General features: G+C 62.6%; 15 protein-coding genes and 1 riboswitch. Of the genes, 6 read left to right on the top strand and 9 right to left on the bottom strand.

The window, feature by feature from the left end; translation table 11 throughout:
• Positions 1-18: 18 nt before the first annotated feature.
• The 3 genes from VH564_RS15185 to VH564_RS15175 are packed head-to-tail and all read right to left on the bottom strand — an operon-like array spanning position 19 to position 3,414.
• Entirely contained in the window at positions 19-1,389 is a 1,371-nt protein-coding gene (locus tag VH564_RS15185) for an MlaD family protein (RefSeq protein ID WP_423340683.1), read from the bottom strand.
• A gap of 2 nt (positions 1,390-1,391) precedes the next feature.
• Positions 1,392-2,249, bottom strand: coding sequence for an ABC transporter ATP-binding protein (locus VH564_RS15180; RefSeq protein WP_423340682.1), 858 nt, complete (start codon positions 2,247-2,249; stop codon positions 1,392-1,394).
• Between the two features lie 10 nt (positions 2,250-2,259).
• The gene (locus VH564_RS15175; protein WP_423340681.1) at positions 2,260-3,414 is read right to left on the bottom strand and encodes an ABC transporter permease; all 1,155 of its coding nucleotides are present in this window, start codon (positions 3,412-3,414) and stop codon (positions 2,260-2,262) included.
• A 114-nt stretch (positions 3,415-3,528) separates the two neighbouring features.
• Between VH564_RS15175 and dgcA the strand changes: the two genes are divergently transcribed.
• Entirely contained in the window at positions 3,529-4,512 is a 984-nt protein-coding gene (gene dgcA / locus VH564_RS15170; RefSeq protein WP_423340680.1) for an N-acetyl-D-Glu racemase DgcA, read from the top strand.
• Here the strand turns inward: dgcA and VH564_RS15165 are convergent.
• Positions 4,464-5,687 carry an MFS transporter gene (locus tag VH564_RS15165; RefSeq protein ID WP_423340679.1) on the bottom strand — a complete coding sequence of 408 codons (1,224 nt, stop codon included), beginning with the start codon at positions 5,685-5,687 and terminating at the stop codon, positions 4,464-4,466. The two genes, dgcA and VH564_RS15165, sit on opposite strands and share 49 nt — an antisense overlap.
• A 105-nt stretch (positions 5,688-5,792) precedes the next feature.
• The gene (locus VH564_RS15160) at positions 5,793-6,674 is read right to left on the bottom strand and encodes a UDP-2,3-diacylglucosamine diphosphatase (protein ID WP_423340678.1); all 882 of its coding nucleotides are present in this window, start codon (positions 6,672-6,674) and stop codon (positions 5,793-5,795) included.
• A 207-nt stretch (positions 6,675-6,881) separates the two neighbouring features.
• Between VH564_RS15160 and VH564_RS15155 the strand changes: the two genes are divergently transcribed.
• The 4 genes from VH564_RS15155 to VH564_RS15140 all read left to right on the top strand — a co-directional run bounded on the left by VH564_RS15155 (position 6,882) and on the right by VH564_RS15140 (position 12,103).
• On the top strand, positions 6,882-9,194 hold the full coding sequence (locus VH564_RS15155; RefSeq protein WP_423340677.1) for an NADP-dependent malic enzyme: 2,313 nt from the start codon (positions 6,882-6,884) through the stop codon (positions 9,192-9,194).
• A 159-nt stretch (positions 9,195-9,353) separates the two neighbouring features.
• On the top strand, positions 9,354-10,082 hold the full coding sequence (locus tag VH564_RS15150) for a helix-turn-helix transcriptional regulator (protein ID WP_423340676.1): 729 nt from the start codon (positions 9,354-9,356) through the stop codon (positions 10,080-10,082).
• Positions 10,083-10,182: 100 nt separating this feature from the next.
• The gene (locus tag VH564_RS15145; protein WP_423340675.1) at positions 10,183-10,827 is read left to right on the top strand and encodes an acyl-homoserine-lactone synthase; all 645 of its coding nucleotides are present in this window, start codon (positions 10,183-10,185) and stop codon (positions 10,825-10,827) included.
• A gap of 139 nt (positions 10,828-10,966) precedes the next feature.
• Positions 10,967-12,103, top strand: coding sequence for a DUF2865 domain-containing protein (locus tag VH564_RS15140; RefSeq protein WP_423340674.1), 1,137 nt, complete (start codon positions 10,967-10,969; stop codon positions 12,101-12,103).
• Positions 12,104-12,109: 6 nt separating this feature from the next.
• Here VH564_RS15140 and bluB read toward each other — a convergent pair whose 3' ends face one another.
• On the bottom strand, positions 12,110-12,799 hold the full coding sequence (gene bluB / locus VH564_RS15135) for a 5,6-dimethylbenzimidazole synthase (protein ID WP_423340673.1): 690 nt from the start codon (positions 12,797-12,799) through the stop codon (positions 12,110-12,112).
• Positions 12,800-12,841: 42 nt separating this feature from the next.
• A riboswitch (cobalamin riboswitch) is annotated at positions 12,842-13,044 on the bottom strand.
• Positions 13,045-13,081: 37 nt separating this feature from the next.
• Entirely contained in the window at positions 13,082-13,912 is an 831-nt protein-coding gene (locus tag VH564_RS15130) for a TolB family protein (RefSeq protein WP_423340672.1), read from the bottom strand.
• A 187-nt stretch (positions 13,913-14,099) separates the two neighbouring features.
• Here VH564_RS15130 and VH564_RS15125 point away from each other — a divergent pair, with 187 nt between their 5' ends.
• Positions 14,100-14,630 carry a DUF1003 domain-containing protein gene (locus tag VH564_RS15125; protein WP_423340671.1) on the top strand — a complete coding sequence of 177 codons (531 nt, stop codon included), beginning with the start codon at positions 14,100-14,102 and terminating at the stop codon, positions 14,628-14,630.
• A 53-nt stretch (positions 14,631-14,683) separates the two neighbouring features.
• Here the strand turns inward: VH564_RS15125 and VH564_RS15120 are convergent, their stop codons facing one another.
• On the bottom strand, positions 14,684-15,079 hold the full coding sequence (locus VH564_RS15120; RefSeq protein WP_423340670.1) for a GFA family protein: 396 nt from the start codon (positions 15,077-15,079) through the stop codon (positions 14,684-14,686).
• A 232-nt stretch (positions 15,080-15,311) separates the two neighbouring features.
• Entirely contained in the window at positions 15,312-16,685 is a 1,374-nt protein-coding gene (locus tag VH564_RS15115; RefSeq protein WP_423340669.1) for a class II 3-deoxy-7-phosphoheptulonate synthase, read from the bottom strand.
• Positions 16,686-16,812 lie beyond the last annotated feature (127 nt).

Here is a 16,812-nt window from a genome sequence, read left to right as displayed (position 1 = left end):
CTGAAACCTTGCCGCCGGTCAATGCCGTGTCCGCCCGTTATACTGCTTGACGGTGTCGCCACCGAACAGCAGGCGCTGCGGGTTCTTGTCGAAATTGCTGATCGTGTCGTTCAGGTTCTGAACCGTCCGACGGGTGTCGTTGACCAGCGTCTGCACGTCGTTCAGGCCGCCGGACGAGAAGCGCTGCAGATTGTCGGCGATCGGGCCGATCCGCGAGTTGATGCTGTCGGCGACCTTCTTGAACGATTCCAGCGTGTCACGCGCCTCGGTGAACAGCGACTGGGTGTTGTCGGTGCCCAGCAGCGCGTCGACCTTGATCAGGATGCCATCGACCCGGGTCGAGGCCGAATTCAGCTTGTTGGCCATCTGCGAAACGTCTTCGATGGTCTTGCTGATCTCGGCCTGCTTGCCGGAAACGCTGTTGGCGACATCGCGGATCGACGCCACGGCCACGCGGGCATCCTTGGTTGCCTGCGAGATATCGTCGACAGAGCCCTTGACCTTGGACGGATCGATCGAAGCCATCAGCTGGTCGACCTTGTCGAGCGTCAGCTGCGCCTTCTTGCCGAACTCGTTGTAGGTATCGGACGTCTCCTTGATGCTCGTTATCGTCGCCTTGAGGTTGCTAGACGCATCGGCAACATTGGCCGTCAGCTTGTCGACGTTGGCGACAACGTCGTTGATCTGGTTGGCATCGACAGCGCGCACGAGCTTCTCGACTGCATCGAGGGTCGAATTGACCTTGCCGGACACGCTGCTGAAGGTCTTCGACAGTTCGCCGGCGCTGGCCAGGAACTGGTCGATATTCCCGGCATTGTCAGCCAGCGCCTTGGAGAAGGTATTGGCGTTCTTGACGGTGTCGGTCAAAGGTCCGCGCGAATCCTTGACGAAGCCCTGCAGGTCTCCGATCGTGTCGTTGGCGCGGTCCATGATCTTGTCGGCAGTGGCAAGCAGGTTGGTGACGCTCGATTGGTCGGCGAGCAGCACCGCGCGCTTGCCGGTCTCGAGCGACCGCTTCAGGATGTTTTCGTCGCCAGTCCGGCCGCCGGAAAGTTCGATATAGGCAGCACCCGTCAATCCCTGGATCTCGAGGATGGCCTTTGTCGTCTGGTAGACCGGCGCATCGGCACGGACTTCGCCGAAGGCCAGCGAATAGCGTGGATCGTCCGCGTCGATCGACAGGCTCTTAACGCTGCCGACCTGGATGCCGTTGAAGCGCACCGGCGAACCGACGCTCAAGCCGTTGGCGGAGCCGGGAATGCGGACGACCAACTCGGCCATTGGCCCACCACGACCGTATTCGGCCATCCAGTAGACAAAGCCGAAGGCAGCAGCGATGACCAGCACCGTGAAAATACCGACGATCGTGTAGTTAGCTCTGGTTTCCATGATCAGTTCTTCTCTCGGCTCTGGTGGCCGGGTTCGGCAATGTCATCTTGGCGCACGACAGAGCGCGCCCTTTTCCCGCGGAAATAGGATTTTACCCAAGGATCATCGCAAGCCAGCATGTCGTCGACGGTCCCTTCCACCAACACGCGTTTCTGCCCGAGCACGGCGATACGGTCGCAGACGGAAAACAGGCTGTCGAGGTCGTGGGTAACCATGTAGACGGTCAAGCCCAGCGTATCGCGCAGCTTGGCGATCAGTTCGTCGAATTCGGCGGCGCCGATCGGGTCGAGGCCGGAGGTCGGCTCGTCGAGGAAGACAAGATCGGGGTCGAGCGCCAGCGCCCGGGCCAAGGCCGCGCGCTTGATCATACCGCCCGAAAGCTCCGAGGGATATTTGTTGGCGGCATCCGGAGCAAGGCCGGCGAGCCTGATTTTCATATGCGCCAGCTCGTCCATCATCGACACAGGCAGATCCAGATACTCGCGCATCGGCACCTGGATGTTCTCCTTGACGGTCAGCGACGAGAACAGGGCACCCTGCTGGAACAGCACGCCAAGCCGCATATCGAGCTTGTTGCGCGTCGATTCGTCGAGGCTATCGTAGTCGGCACCGAGGATCTTGATCGTCCCGGCGCTGCGCGGCAGGAGGCGCAGGACAGTGCGCATCAGCACGGATTTACCAGCGCCAGAGGCTCCAACGAAGCCGAGGATTTCACCGCGATAGATGTCGAGGTCGAGCTTGTCGAGGACGACCTTCGGTCCGAACGTCACGGTGACCCCGCGCGCCGACAGCACGACGTCGCGGCCATCGGCGCCGCGGTCGTTCTGTGTCTCGCCGGGTTCAGGTTGAAGCGCGTCCAAATGCAGGTCCTTAAAAATCGATTGCGGCATAGAAGATGGCAAATACGCCATCCATCATAATGACGACGAAAATCGCCTTTACGACCGACGATGTCACATGCTGGCCGAGCGATTCCGCGCTACCGCCGACCTTGAGCCCTTCCACCGCCGCAACGATACCGATGACCAACGCCATGAACGGTGCCTTGATCATGCCGGATATCACGGTCGAGACGCTGATTGCCTCATGTAGGCGCGCGATGAAGGTTGAAAAGGTGATGCCGGAATAAAGATAGGTGACCGTTGCGGCACCGAACAGCGAGGCGAAGTTGGCAAGCACGGTCAACAGCGGCAAGGCGATGGTCAGCGCGACCAGCCGGGGAAAGATCAGCACGCCGATCGGGTTGAGGCCCATGACCTTCAGCGCATCGACTTCCTCGCGCATTTTCATCGATCCGATTTCGGCTGTGATGGCGCTACCGGAGCGGCCGGCGATCATGATCGCGGTGAGCAGCACGCCGATCTCGCGCAGCTGCAGGATACCGACGAGGTCGACGACGAAGACCTCAGCCCCGAAGGCACGAAGCTGAAAGGCGCTCTGCTGGGCGATGATCGCGCCGATCAGGTAGGACATCAACAGGATGATCGGAACGGCCCGCACACCCATATGATCGAGCTGGTTGACGATCGACGCCGGCGACACGCCGCTGCCGCGGCCGAGCTTCAACTGGGCGCCGCGGACGGCCGAGCCCAGGATGTACATCGCTGCCACGAAAAAGCTGCCGAGCTCGGCAACCATCTCACCGATCGGCGAGAAGATGCGGTCGAGCAGCGGCGCCTTCGGCGTCTTGAGACCAGCCTGTTCACTGGCCTCGTCGTCGAAGGCCCGCAACAATTCATCGATATGATCGTTGGAGCCGTCTATGGTAACGGTGGCGTTGTGGACTTCCTGGCTTAGCTTCAGTCGGCGGATCAACAGCACGCCCGTCGTATCGACGTCGGACAGACCGCTGAGGTCTATCACCACCTCGCCGCCGCTGGTGCGTTTAGAGAGATCGTCGATCCGGCGCAGCACGCCGTGGATGCTGGCGCTGCGCCAGTTTCCAGCGAGCCTGTAGCGATGCCCGGAACCGTCGGCTTCATCGTCGATGGTCGGAGCATCCGGGATTTGTTCAGCTACGCTCAACGCATGCGTCTTTCAGATTTGCGGCATCATGCCGACTCAACGAATTACAGTAACCCGCTCAATACGCTACTACACGCAGACGATCTACGGCATCGAGAATAAGAAAGAGCAGATATGTCACGCCTTCTCAACGTTCAAATGAATTCCTGGCCGATCGCCGGCACATTCACCATTTCGCGTGGCAGTAAGACCACAGCCGACGTCGTGACATGCTCGATCACCGAGGGAAATTGGTGCGGCAACGGCGAATGCGTTCCCTATCGCCGCTATGGCGAGAGCGTCGAAGGCGTGTTGGCGGAGATCGAGGCCGTGCGCGGACGGATCGAATCGGGTCTTGACCGGGATGCACTCCTGCGCGAGATGAAGCCCGGCGCGGCGCGCAACGCCATCGATTGTGCGCTGTGGGATCTGGAGGCCAAGCGTTCGGGCGTTCCCGTTTCACGAAGGCTCGGATTGCCGGACCCGATCGCGCTGACGACCGCCTTCACGATCTCGCTCGGCGAACCCGACGTCATGGCCGCCCAGGCGGCAGCAGAATCCCATCGGGCGCTGTTGAAGGTCAAGGTCGGCACGGCGGACGACGAAAGCCGAATCCGCGCCGTTCGCGCGGCGGCGCCGACATCGCGGATCATACTCGACGCCAACGAGGGCTGGACGGAGGACAATCTGGTCCGGCACCTGCAGATCTCGGCAGAGGCCGGCATCTCGCTCGTGGAACAGCCCCTGCCCTCCGGCAAGGACCAACGGCTTGCCATGATCGACCGCCCCATCATCGTCTGCGCCGACGAAAGCGTCCATCAGACGGCCGATCTTGCCGCCCTGCGCGACCGCTACGATGCCATCAACATCAAGCTCGACAAAACCGGCGGCTTGACCGAGGCATTGCGCATGAAGGCAGAGGGCGAACGTCTCGGCTTCCAGATCATGATCGGCTGCATGGTCGGCACGTCGCTGGCGATGGCGCCGGCGGTGCTGCTTGCCCAGACGGCTGCCTTCGTCGACCTCGACGGGCCGCTGCTGCTGGCGCGCGACCGCGAACAGGGCTTGCGCTACGCCGATTCCAATGTTTTCCCGCCGTTGCCCGAACTCTGGGGCTGAAGATAGAAGGCCGTGATGATCATCCCAAGCCCGACGGCGGCCAGCAGCGCCATGGTGTAGAAGCCGGCAACACCGAGCCATGCGTAGATATAGCCGGAGGCAATGGTCGCAAGGCCGAGGCACATGCCGTTATAGAAGAAGTAGACGCCTTGCGCCGAGGCTTCCTGCGTCTCCTGGACGGTGGCGACGATCCGCCGCTGCACGCCGAGATGAACGCAGGCATAAGTGAAGGCGTGAAAGCACTGCAGCACGAAATGGCCGGAAAAGCCTAGATCCATCGGGAAGATGATCCAGCGGCAGACGCACATCGCCGCCCCGAACCGCATCAGCGTCCAGGCGCTGAAGCGCCGGCCAAGGCGCTTCGACAGGAAGAACACCGTGACTTCGGCCGTCACCCCGGCACTCCAGAGCACACCGACCTGGGTGCCGGAAAAACCGATGTGGTGCCAGTAGATCGAGGCGAAGGTGTAGAACAGCGCATGGCTGGCCTGCTGGATCGATACGCCGATCATCGTCAGCAGCAGTTGCGGATTACGCAGCGCATTGCCGATCGGCGGTGCCTTGATATCCAACGGATGGCCGCGGCGGCGGGTCGGGCCGATTCTTGGGCAGTAGAGCGCCATCAGCGTCGTCAGCACGAAGCCGACGACCATCAGCGGCGGCACCATGCTGCCGCCGAAAGCGCCGATCAATTGGCCGCCGATCAGTGTCGAGACGATGAAGGCGATCGAGCCCCAGACGCGCGTCGACCCGTAGTCGATGCCCCATCGCCGGACGCCGGATATCGTGATCGATTCGACCACCGGCAGATAGGGCGCATAGGTCGCGCCCTGCAGCGCGTAGACCAGCAGCACGGTGGTGAAGTCATTGGCCCAGAACAGCGCGATCGCCGTCAGCAGCGACAATCCGCCGGACCAGAGGAGTACATAGGCGCGCTCCTTCATCCGATCGGCAAACAGCGCCACGACCGGAGCCACCAGCACGCGCACGACCATCGGCACGGCAAGGATGATGCCGATCTCGTGGTCGGTGAAATTCAATGTCGCGAGCCAGACCGGGAAGAACGGCAAAGCGATGCCGTTGACGATCAGCGGCGCGCAATAGGACAAGGCGCTGCGCAGCCGGAAATAGGGAGGCGCGCGCCCGGCTGGCGAGGGAATTGATGCGGGAATCATGGCATTGCCTGAAGGGGAACTATGATTCCCTTATCATGCAGAGGCCCAGTCGCCTACGCCAAGGATGGCGTGGCTCCGAAAACGTTTCCAGAAAGACGGTCGGCGTTACTCCGCTGCCGTCATGCCCGAGCCTGCTTTGGCTTCCGCTATCAGCAGCGCAAGGTCCATCGTCGGACGCGATGCAGCGCGCTCCGGCCTAGCGTCGCTAAGGGCCGCCGGCTTCGCATCGAGAATCTCGCGCCAGGTGATCAGCTCGAAGCTGCCATCCTGGTGCTCGGCGACAGCCGTGCAGCTCTCCACCCAGTCGCCGGTGTTGATGTAGCACAGGCCATCGATGTCTTCGATGACAGCGTGGTGGATATGTCCGCAGATAACCCCGTCCGCATGGTTGCGCTTGGCCTCTTCGGCAACGACCCGCTGGAACTCGCCGATGAAGTTCACGGCGTGCTTGACCTGCTGCTTGGCCCATGCCGAGAACGACCAATAGGGCATGCCGAGCTTGCGGCGGATGGCGGCAAGCGCGATGTTAAGGACGATCGCCACGTCATAGGCCCAGTCGCCGAGATAGGCGAGCAGCCGGGCGTTGCGCACCACGACATCGAACTCGTCGCCGTGCAGAACGAGATAGGTGCGGCCATCGGCGGTCGTGTGGATCGCCCGTTCGGCGACCTCGATGCCGCCGAAATGGGTGCCGGGGAAATCACGCAGGAATTCGTCGTGGTTGCCGGGGATGTAGACGATCCGCGTGCCCTTGCGCGCCTTGCGCAGGATCTTCTGGACGACATCGTTGCAATCCTGCGGCCAGTACCAGCTGCGCTTCAAACGCCAGCCGTCGATGATGTCACCGACCAGATAGATCGTGTCAGCCTCATGGTAGCGCAGGAAATCGAGCAGATAGTCCGCCTTGGCCGCCTTCGACCCCAGGTGAACGTCGGAAATGAACAGGGTTCGGAAGTGTCGAGTGTCCATCAATTTCTTCACGAGCATGATGCCCGTGTCCCAAGCTTCGCTAGGGCGGGAATAATCAGACTCGTGTTTCAGGATGATGACATCAAGCCAAATGCCCACTCATCCGCCGGCGCGCAGACTCGGCAGAATCTTCCGCGTCCGCCACAATTCCGTACTGTGCACCTCGGAGGATTGTTGTATGCAGTGACGCAAAATCGTCAGACGAAATTGGAATGGAGCAGCGTGATGGACCCGCAGGACGCATCGAAGGCACAGAAAAACATGACCAGCGGTGACCTCGACGAACAGGCGCTTTTCTTCCACCGCTATCCCCGTCCGGGCAAGCTGGAGATCCAGGCGACCAAGCCGCTCGGCAACCAGCGCGACCTCGCGCTCGCCTATTCGCCGGGCGTTGCCGCCCCCTGTCTCGCCATCCGCGACAATCCTGAAATGGCCGCCGAATACACCTCGCGCGCCAATCTTGTCGCCGTGATATCGAACGGCACAGCCGTTCTCGGCCTCGGCAATATCGGCCCGCTGGCCTCCAAGCCGGTCATGGAAGGCAAGGCCGTCCTGTTCAAGAAGTTCGCCGGCATCGACGTCTTCGACATCGAAATCGAGGCCCCGACCGTCGACGAGATGGTCTCGACGATCTCGGCGCTGGAGCCGACCTTCGGCGGTATCAATCTCGAGGACATCAAGGCACCCGAATGCTTCGACGTCGAGCGCCGCCTGCGCGAGAAGATGAAGATCCCGGTCTTCCACGACGACCAGCACGGCACCGCCATCATCGTCGCTGCCGCCATTCTCAACGGCCTCGAGCTCGCCGGCAAGACCATCGACAACGTCAAGATCGTGGCTTCAGGCGCCGGTGCCGCAGCCCTTGCCTGCCTCAACCTGCTGGTCATCCTCGGTGCCAAGCGCGAAAACATCTGGGTCCACGACATCGAGGGCCTCGTCTACACCGACCGCAACGTGCTGATGGACGAATGGAAATCCGTCTACGCGCAGCCGAGCGACAAGCGGACGCTGGCCGAATCGATCGGCGGCGCCGATGTCTTCCTCGGCCTGTCGGCCGCCGGCGTGCTGAAGCCGGAGCTGCTCGCGCAGATGGCCGACAAGCCGCTGATCATGGCGCTCGCCAACCCCAATCCCGAAATCATGCCGGAACTCGCCCGCGCCGCCCGGCCGGACGCGATGATCTGCACCGGGCGCTCGGATTTCCCCAACCAGGTCAACAACGTCCTCTGCTTCCCCTACATCTTCCGTGGTGCCCTCGATTGCGGCGCGACGACGATCAACGAGGAAATGAAGATGGCCGCGGTGCGCGCCATCGCAGCCCTTGCCCGCGAGGCACCGTCCGACGTCGCCGCCCGCGCCTATACCGGCGAGACGCCGATCTTCGGACCGGAATACCTGATCCCCTCGCCCTTCGACCCGCGCCTGATCCTGCGCATCGCGCCTGCCGTCGCCAAGGCCGCCGAAGAGAGCGGCGTCGCGCTGCGTCCGATCACCGATTTCGATGCCTATCTCGACACGCTGAACCGCTTCGTCTTCCGCTCCGGCTTCGTCATGAAGCCGATCTTCGCCGCCGCCAAGCTGTCCCAGCCGAAGCGCGTAGTATTCTCCGAAGGCGAAGACGAGCGCGTCCTGCGTGCCGCCCAGGTACTGCTGGAGGAAGGCACGGCGGTGCCGATCCTGATCGGCCGCCCCAACGTCATCGAGACGCGCCTCAAGCGCTACGGCCTGAAGATCCGCCCGCACACCGATTTCGAAGTCATCAATCCGGAAGACGATCCGCGCTTCCGCGACTATGCCGATCTCTATTTCTCGCTGGTCGGCCGAAGCGGCGTCATCCCGGAGGCAGCCCGCACGATCGTCAGAACCAACACCAGCGTGATCGGCGCCCTGGCGCTGAAGCGTGGCGATGCCGACGCTCTGATCTGCGGGCTGGAAGGCCGTTACGAACGTCATCTGCGCGTGGTGCGCCAGATCATCGGCAAGCGGCCAAACGTCCGCGACTTCTCGGCCATGAGCCTGCTGATCTCGCAGCGCGGGAACACGTTCTACACGGATACCTACGTCAACTTTAACCCGACTGCCGAGGAAATCGCTGAATCGACGGTGCTGGCGGCCGAGGAAATCCGCCGCTTCGGCATCACGCCACGCGCGGCCCTGGTCTCGCACTCCAACTTCGGGTCGCGCGAATCGGAAAGCGCCACCAAGATGCGCAATGCGCTGCGGCTGATCCGGCTTGCCGCCCCTGAGCTCGAAGTCGATGGCGAAATGCACGGCGACAGTGCGATCTCCGAGCATCTGCGCCGCCGCGTGATGCCTGACACCACGCTGTCGGACGAGGCGAACCTGCTGGTGTTCCCGACGCTGGATGCGGCCAACATCACCCTTGGTGTCGTCAAGGAAATGACCGATGGTCTGCATGTCGGACCAATCCTCCTTGGAACGGCTTTGCCGGCGCATATCCTGTCGCCGTCGGTGACGTCGCGCGGCGTCGTCAACATGGCCGCCATCGCGGTGGTCGAAGCTTCGCAGCCCGGATAGGCAACAACAGGACGCATCCGATCGCCGGCTTGCGCTGGCGATCGGGCAGAAAATCCCCGCAGAACGTGCAGCGGGATACCAAGGAGCGCAATTCGACTGGACAGCGCAACTCTGAGTGGACAAAATCCGTCCTCTATTTCAGGGTTCTCGAGATCAGCGATGCGACACGGTTATTTCGAGCTCTTCGATTGGCTGGAGCAGACGGAAAAGGCTCAGCCACAGCAGTTCTTCGAGCGGATGCGGCACACTTACGGCATCACGCACCTCCTCTACCTCGACGTTATTCCCTATTCCCGCTCCGTCCACCTGCACAGGCTGTTCCACACGCTTTCGGCTCCGCAGTGCGAGGCTCTGCAGGACATGGCTTGCGACCTTTACCTGCCGGCCCTGAAGTTCGTACTGGCTTCGGTCAAGCCGGTCGCGCATGCGACGCTGCGCCAGCAGGTGCCCTCGTCCTCCACCCTGTTTCGACACGCTGCGGATATCGGCATCGCCAGTGAGGGGATTTCGTATCCTTTGCTCTCCCGCGCCAATCGCGGCGCGGTCTTGTCGATCGGACTGCCGCTGCATGCCCCGGAGGTACCGTTGTTCCTGCGCAGCTATGGCCGCGACATCCAGACGCTCGCCGCCCTCTTCCATGCCGCCCTTATCGATGCCGAGCGGCCGCAGGTGAGCCTCCACCGGACATCGGTGATCACGCCTCGCGAACGGGAGGTGCTGCGCTGGTCGGCGGCCGGCAAAAGCTACTGGGAAATTGCCGTCATCCTCGGCATCAGCGAGCGCACGGTGCGCTTCTTCATGAGCAGCGCCCGCCAGAAGCTCGACGTCGTCTCCAACACCCAAGCGGTGGCGGAGGCTCTCTGGCGCGGCCTGATTCCAAACGCATGAAGGCCCATCCGGCCGGTTCGCGTCACCTGTCGCAACCGCCAGTATAGTGCAGCAGCTGCCTTTGCCAGTCTCCACCGGTCATCAACCGAGGGAGACCGAGATGATCAGACTTTACAGCGGCACTACCCGCCACCACCATTTCGGCGCGATGGACGAGATGTTCCGGCTGCGCAAGCGCGTCTTCCACGATCTGCTCAAATGGGAGGTCCTAGTCGACGGCAACTGGGAAATCGACCAGTACGACCTGTCCAACCCGATCTATGTGATGTCTTATTCGGATGAGACGGGAAAACTACGCGGCGCACTGCGGCTGCTGCCGACGCTCGGGCCGAACATGCTGGACGACACCTTTCCGATCCTGCTCGGTCACCGACCGCAAATCCGCAGCGCCACCGTCTGGGAATCCAGCCGCTTCTGTATCGACCCGGAGATCTCGCAGGACCGGGCCTCCAACCAGGTGACGGTGGCGGCCGCCGAATTGATGTGCGGCGTCGGCGAACTCGGCCTGTCGTCCGGACTGACCCATATCGTCACCGTCACCGACGTCTTCCTGGAGCGCATGTTTCGCCGGATGGGTTGCCCCGGGGAACGCATCGGCGAGCCGCAGAAGATCGGTTCGGTTCATGCCGTCGCCGTCTCCTGGGAGGTCAACCAGGGGCTCTTGCAGCGGATGAAGGCCGTGGCCGAGATCGACGGAACCGTGCTGCCGCCGGAGACGACGGTGGCGCTTGCCCGCGCCGCATGACCAATCGCGCCAGTCGCTGGGTCGCAGGGCTGGCGCAAGTCGCGCGGCGTCAAATGGCTGGCTTGTGCTATAGGGTGACTCGCCGCACGCTTCCCGAGCGTCGCGGCGCATTCAAGCAGGGCAGGCCAGAGGCGTCACGGTGGGCTGGAAACATTCATTCTTCGCGATCGGCACGTGGCTTTCGATGACGGCGCCGCTGGCTGCCCAGACGAACGAAATCTGCGACGACCTGCGCGGCCGGATGGCCGATCTCACCGAGACAATCGGCACCGGCACGCAGCTTCGGCAATATCGCAGCGCCGTTGCCGAACAGAGTTCCGAGATCCGCAAGGTCGAAAACGACCTGGAGGACAACGAGTGCTCCTCCGGCAGCATGGTCATCATCAACGGCGACGATGACGGCACCTGCGGGCGGATCGAGGATACGCTGCGGCGGATGCAGCAGAATCTCGACGACCTCATTGCCAAGCGCGACCAGTTGCAAAAGGGCGGAAATTCAAGCGACGGCGAGCGCCAACGGCTCGCCAGCGCCCTCACCGCCAATGGCTGTGACGAACCCGACAGCAGCCAAGGCGACACCATCATCAGCAACCGACCGCCGCCGCTGGATGCAGCGCCCGGCCCAGGTTCATCCGGCGTTACCACACTCGACCGCAGCGGCGGCCCCTCGACCGGCGCCGAGCCGCCGCTATCACCGGGCCAGAGCTACGCCGTCGGTCAATCCTATGCCGGCAGCAATGTGCGTACCGTTTGTGTGCGCACCTGCGACGGTGGTTTCTTTCCGATGACACCCAATGCGACAGCGAGCGACTTCCCGCGGGACGGCGAGACCTGCGCCAAGATGTGCCCGGGCGTCAAGACCGAGCTGTTCTTCCACCAGCTGCCGAACCAGGAGACGTCGGCGATGATCTCGGCCTCCTCCGGAGCGCCCTACAGCGCCATGCCCTATGCCTTCGCCTATCGCAAAAGGCCGCCGAACGAGAAGACCAGCTGCACATGCAATTTGCCGGCTTACTATGAGGAAATGCGGCGCCAGAACGCCATGAGCGGCCGATCAGAGGCCCCTGCCGCCGGCTCGATCACCACCATCGGCCCGAAAGCAACGCCTCCGGCCGCCGCACCCGCCCCTTCCAAAAGCGACGCTCCGCCGGTCGATCGCCCCTATGACCCGGCAACAGACAAGGCGCGACAGGTCGGTCCGGCCTTTCTGTCGTCGGATCAGCACAAGCTCGACCTGGACCGCCCCGCCGGCCCAAGGCTGCAGCCGGAACAGTAGCGACCGTCAGCGCCGCTGCTGACCCCAGCCATCCTGGAAAATCAAATCCTGAAGCGGCAGGCGCTGGCGCCAGCCTCTGACGGCGAGTTCCGGTTCCCCGTAGAGTTGGTCGACGAAGCCCAGACAAAGCCAGGCGATGATCTCGATGCGCTCTGGGATACCAAGCAAGGCGCGGAGGTCGGCATCGTGGAAGATGCTGACCCAGCCGACACCGACGCCCTCAGCCCGCGCCGCTAGCCAGAGATTCTGCACGGCGCAGACGGTCGAATAGGCGTCCATCCTCGGGTTATGCGTCCGACCGAGCACGACCGGTCCGGCCCGATCCGGATCGCAGGTGATGCAGATGCTGAGCGGCGCCTTGCGGATGCCTTCGAGCTTCAGCGCCCTGTAGCTGTCCTGGCGGGCGCCGTCGAACTGCAGTGCCGCCTCTTCATTGGCGCGCTCGAAGGCTTCGAAGGCGCGTTGCCGAAGGGTAGCGTCGCGCACCAGGATGAAATTCCAGGGCTGCATGAAGCCGACCGAAGGCGCATGATGGGCGGCACCGAGGAGACGCGCGATCAGATCGTCAGGCAAGGGGTCCGGCAGGAACTGGTCGCGCACGTCGCGCCGGGTTTCGATGGCGTGGTATATGACGTTGCGCTCGGCAACGGAAAAGGCTTGCTCCCGGACGAGATCGTCCTTCGCTTCGGATTGCATCGTTTTCTCCCCAACAATGCCAACCGCCCGCCGTCCGCGCGGGCAAGTCTATCGCATCAGGCCGGTCTTCTGGCTCGGCGTCGTCTGGTCGATGCTGCCTTCCCGGTCTGGCGACCAGTGACATCGATCTGGGGGCAACCGCCCCCATGCATCGCCATCCGCCATACAGCGTTGGGCACGCGCCGGGTTTTCGCCGGCTTCCCGATTCTCCCGCTCTCGCGGGCACCTGATGGCAGTGATATGCGTGATCTACCGAACGAAGGCAAGCCGATCGGGATGAACTCAGACCTCGGCTTCGTAGCGGACATAGGCAAATTCATCGCCATCAGGCGCCCAGCTGGGCACGTTGATCGTCCCCTGACCGCCGAACAGTTCGAACAGCGTGGTGATGTTGCCGCCATCCATATCCATCAGCCGCAGCCGCACAGGCAGATCGCGGGGGTGATCGAAGACGTCGCCGTCGTAGGACAGCAGGACGACCTTGTCGCCTGATGGCGAAGGATGCGGAAACCAGTTGCCGAATTCGTCATCGGTCAATTGCTGAAGATCGGTGCCGTCAGGCCGGACGCGCCAGATCTGCATACGGCCGCTGCGGCTCGAATTGAAATAGATCCACTGGCCATCGGCGGACCAGTCCGGGCCGTCGTTGCGGCCTTCGCCATGGGTGAGCCGCGTCTCCTCGCCGCCGTCAACCGATATCGTGTAGATATCGAAGAGATCGCCGCGAATGCCGCAATAGCTGAGCCGCCGTCCGTCCGGCGACCAACCATGCCAGTAGGAGGGCAGATTGGCCGTGACCCGACGCGGTGTGCCGCCTTCCGCCGGTACGAGATAGATGCAGGATTTTCCGAACTGGACCTTGTCGCAGAGCGCAATCATCGAACCATCCGGCGATATGCCGTGGTCGTTGTTGCAGCGCGTGGCAAAATCCGTTTCCACCTGTTCGACATCGGCCTTGCCGTCGAGCGACAGGCGGTAAAGCAGCCCCTCGTCATTCACCAGCAGGTAGCGCCCGTCCGGAGAGAAATTGGGCGCCTCGACGAGGCGATCCGTTTGCCAGACCACCCGTGACTGTTTCGTGGCAATGTTGAATATCTCGATCGAACTGCGCATGCCTCACCCGCTTTCCAATTCCTGCCGCCCTCAATTGCCGGCGGCAGGCTTGTTTTAACGGGGCCGCCACCTGACGGCAACCGCAGGCCGGAGCGCGAATGCGTGAGACGCTGCCGGCTGCGCTGTTTTGCCGTTGCAATTGCCTGCTTCAACCGAATAGTGGAGCCAGACAGAACCGGAGCGACGCATGCCCAATTTTCCGCATTTGATCCAGTCCCATTTCGACAAGCCCCCCGAGGATCTTGGTGCCATCGAGAAGCGTGTGCTGAAGCGGGCCCATGAACGAAAGGTCATCTCGACCGACGTCAACGCTGCATTCTCGGCCAATGCCTCGCTCGGCGAGCGCGTCGCCGACAGCATTGCCCGCATCGGCGGCTCGTGGTCTTTCATCATTTCCTTCCTGACCTTCCTGGTGGCCTGGACTGCGCTCAACACCTTCATCCTCGCATCAGGCGCCTTTGATCCCTATCCCTTCATCTTCCTCAACCTGATCCTCTCGATGATCGCTGCCATCCAGGCCCCGATCATCATGATGTCGCAGAACCGCCAGGCCGAGCGCGATCGCTTCGAGGCCGCGAAGGACTACGAGGTCAACCTCAAGGCTGAGCTCGAGGTGCTGTCGCTGCACCAGAAAATCGATATCCAGGTGATAAACGAGCTGTCGTCCTTGCGCGAGGACGTAAGCCGGTTGACGAAGCTGCTGCAAGCCAGGGGTTAAGCTGCCCTCCCGAAAGGGCCAGCGAGCGGAATGCCGACGCCGCCCCGCCGAGCTTAGTCGGACTGCGGAAACTGGCGCAGTCCGTCAGTGAGCTCGTAGAAGTCGCCCTTGTCGGCGCAATAGATGTGATGGCTCATCCTGAGCCCGGTCGGCTTGTCGAACAGGCCGGCCATGATCGAGATCTGGTCGGCATCGTCGGCAACCCAGAACAGCGCCGAGCCGCAGGTCTTGCAGAATGCGCGGCTGGCGGTCGGGCTCGACCGATACCAGCTGATGCTGTCCTTGCCGTCTATGGTGAGATCGGCAGTCGCGGCATTCGTCGCCGCCAGGTAGAGGCCGGTCTGCTTTCGGCACTGGGAGCAATGGCACCCGACCACGTCGCGCAACGGACCGCTTGTACGAAGACGGACCGCGCCGCAGAGGCACGAGCCGGTATTCACGTCTGCCATGTTGCGCTCCCGGATGCTTGATCGACGCGGTCATGGTCGCCTATAGGCGGGAGGCGGTCAAATTCAAAATCATCACAAGAGGATGAGGCGCGCTGATCTGTACTACCGTCTCGCAGGACAGCCTGGCTTCGTGCCGTTTGCAGGCGGCGCAAAGGCTGCCGAGCTCGCGGTCACGGCGCATGAAAAAGGCCGGTCTCGCGACCGGCCTGATCCAAGGGGATGACACTGATCGTCAGCCGTTGACGGCGAGACGCTTCTCGTCGCGGCCGCCCTTCATGCGCTCGGCAAGAAGAAAGGCCAGCTCGAGCGCCTGGTCGGCGTTGAGACGAGGATCGCAATGGGTGTGGTAGCGATCCTGCAGATCGTCGGCGCTGACGGCGCGGGCACCGCCCGTGCATTCGGTCACGTCCTTGCCGGTCATCTCGATATGAATGCCGCCCGGATGGGTGCCCTCGGCGCGATGGATCTGGAAGAAGCTTTCGACTTCCGACAGGATGCGCTCGAACGGCCGCGTCTTGTAGTCGTTGAGGGTGATCGTGTTGCCGTGCATCGGGTCGCAGGACCAAACAACCTTGCGGCCTTCCCGCTCGACGGCGCGCACCAGCTTCGGCAGGCCGTCGGCGACCTTGTCGTAGCCGAAGCGGCAGATCAGCGTCAGCCGTCCGGCCTCATTGGCCGGATTGAGGACATCGATCAGCTCGAGCAGGTTGTCGGCCGTCAGCGACGGACCGCATTTCAGGCCGATCGGGTTCTTGATGCCGCGGAAATATTCGACATGGGCATGGTCGAGCTGGCGCGTGCGATCGCCGATCCAGATCATGTGGCCGGACGTCGCATACCACTCGCCCGAGGTCGAATCGATGCGCGTCATCGCTTCCTCGTAGCCGAGCAGAAGCGCCTCGTGGCTGGTGAAGAAATCCGTCTCGCGCAGGCTCGGATTGTTCTCGGCGGTGATGCCGATCGCCTTCATGAAATCCATGGTTTCGCTGATGCGGTCGGCAAGCTTGCGGTAGCGCTCGCCCTGGGGGCTGTCCTTGACGAAGCCGAGCATCCACTGATGGACGTTTTCCAGATTGGCATAGCCGCCCATGGCGAAAGCGCGCAGCAGGTTCAGCGTTGCGGCGGACTGGCGATAAGCCATGATCTGCCGTTCCGGATCCGGGATTCGGGCCTTCTCGGTGAACTCGATGCCGTTGACGATGTCGCCGCGATAGGCCGGCAGCGTCTGCCCTGCCTTGGTCTCGACATTGGAGGAGCGCGGCTTGGCGAACTGCCCGGCGATGCGGCCGACCTTGACCACCGGCAACTGGGCACCGAAGGTCAGCACGACGGCCATTTCCAGGAAGGCGCGGAAGAAGTCACGGATGTTGTCGGCACCATGCTCGGCAAAGCTCTCGGCGCAATCGCCGCCCTGCAGCAGGAAGGCGTTGCCTTCTGCCACATTGGCAAGATGCTTCTTCAAGCGCCGCGCCTCGCCGGCGAATACCAGCGGCGGATAGGTTGCTAGCTGCGCTTCCATGGCCGCAAGCGCGGCTTTGTCCGGATATTCCGGAACCTGGCTGATCGGCTTCTGCCTCCAGCTGCTGGGTGTCCAATTCTGTGCCATCGTGCTCACCTGTTTCACGCCCGGTCTCCGCCGGTTCTCCCGTCACGTTCGGAATAATCGCGGCTTATAGCCCTTTGCGAAGGACTTGCATAGGCGGGCGTATATTAGCGGCGCAGTCGGGTTTTAA

Source organism: Rhizobium sp. HT1-10 (assembly GCF_049472505.1).
GTDB lineage: Bacteria > Pseudomonadota > Alphaproteobacteria > Rhizobiales > Rhizobiaceae > Rhizobium.
This window is presented reverse-complemented; position numbering and strand designations above follow the sequence as displayed.